General features: G+C 51.8%; 1 protein-coding gene. It reads right to left on the bottom strand.

From position 1 onward, the window contains the following. Positions 1–364: 364 nt before the first annotated feature. A complete protein-coding gene (locus NQ018_RS11240) occupies positions 365–871 on the bottom strand; it encodes a hypothetical protein (RefSeq protein WP_257038424.1) in 507 nt (168 codons plus the stop codon). Positions 872–1,315 lie beyond the last annotated feature (444 nt).

The following is a 1,315-nucleotide window of genomic DNA, read 5'->3' as shown; positions in this document are numbered from 1 at the left end:
CAATACCAGCGCACCGCCCACAGGATCACATCACCCTGGAAATGGCGCCACTTGAAATCCGTCATCGTTCCGTCCGTCCAATCTCCGCCAAGCATGCTCAAGCTTCACGATTTTTGCAACAGAGCCATCCTGACCATTAATGGGAGGGCCGGATGGCCTATTCACGCGGATCGATGCAGGCCACCTCTCTCGGATGTAAGACGTTTGATTCCCCTCGTGTTCCTCACAAGTCACGCCAGGAAGCTTCACATTCGCAGTTCGATGATGACGGCGGAGCGTGGAAAATCTAAGCGATGGGCCTGCTCAAACGGTCAAAGGTCAATACTCGAATTGCCCCACAGCAACTCTGATCGCGTCACGAAGGTCATCCGGCCCTTAGCGAATCCTCCAGATACTCAATTTTCTTGAAATCCTTAGAGTTATTATGTTCATTTCGGTAGCCGTCTTGAGATGACGCCCGGTAGATTGCCAAGAACTGGTGTCGGTCTGGAAGGTAGAACTCCACTCCATTTTTAGACCTTAGTTCTAGATCTCCTACCTCAACGCCAGCGAATTCCTGCAACGTGTCAATCACACCGAATTCCACTGACAACCCATCGCGCCGGAACTCGAACTCATGTAGGTCGACAAGCTCATACCCCAAAACGGTCATGACTTGCTCGATTTGCTGGGCGGCAAAGATTCTCTCTTCATCTGGAGCTTCCCAACCACGCGGATCACCGGGTACATGAATATCGATATCCTTCGGATCCCATTCTGCTTTAGTCACCTGCTCCAGGCCGAGGGACCCCATTAGGGTGGGAGTGATGCCAACCCCATTAAGTGCTACGGCGATCCTCAAAAACTCTTCGAACATATATTTTGCTTTCACCCGACACTCCCATAGCCTCATTGTGGGGTTAACACCTCGTATAACACGATACTCTCAACACAAATGACGCCGCTATATATTTCTGGCCTCACCCACGAAGGCGCCGCGGCGCCCTCTCGGACAACGCGGCACGTTTTTAGTTTCTGCAAGCGCTACTTAAGTTCAGGTAGCTAGCATGTGAGCACTCAAATTAGCGAGAGTTTGCTGGATCGGTAATTTGGCAACTGTTTCCTCGAGGTTACGCAGCAGAACATCTGCCGGTTCAGCAATACCGTTTCCAACACAGCGTGCATAGCTTTCCCAACTAGCATTAGGGGTGGGGTTGCCCGCAAATCGTGGACACGTAGTGGAGCTACCTAGTGGTTAGGCAGCTATTTCTTTGCTGCTGTTGATTGCACCGGCGTGGTTCTCGAAGTCGACGGGGCTGACCATCCCGAGTGCAGA

The sequence above is a fragment of the Corynebacterium kozikiae genome (assembly GCF_024580965.1).
In the GTDB taxonomy this organism is placed as follows: domain Bacteria; phylum Actinomycetota; class Actinomycetes; order Mycobacteriales; family Mycobacteriaceae; genus Corynebacterium; species Corynebacterium kozikiae.
The sequence above is the reverse complement of the archived record's forward strand: the minus strand, read 5'-3'. Positions and strand labels throughout refer to the sequence as shown.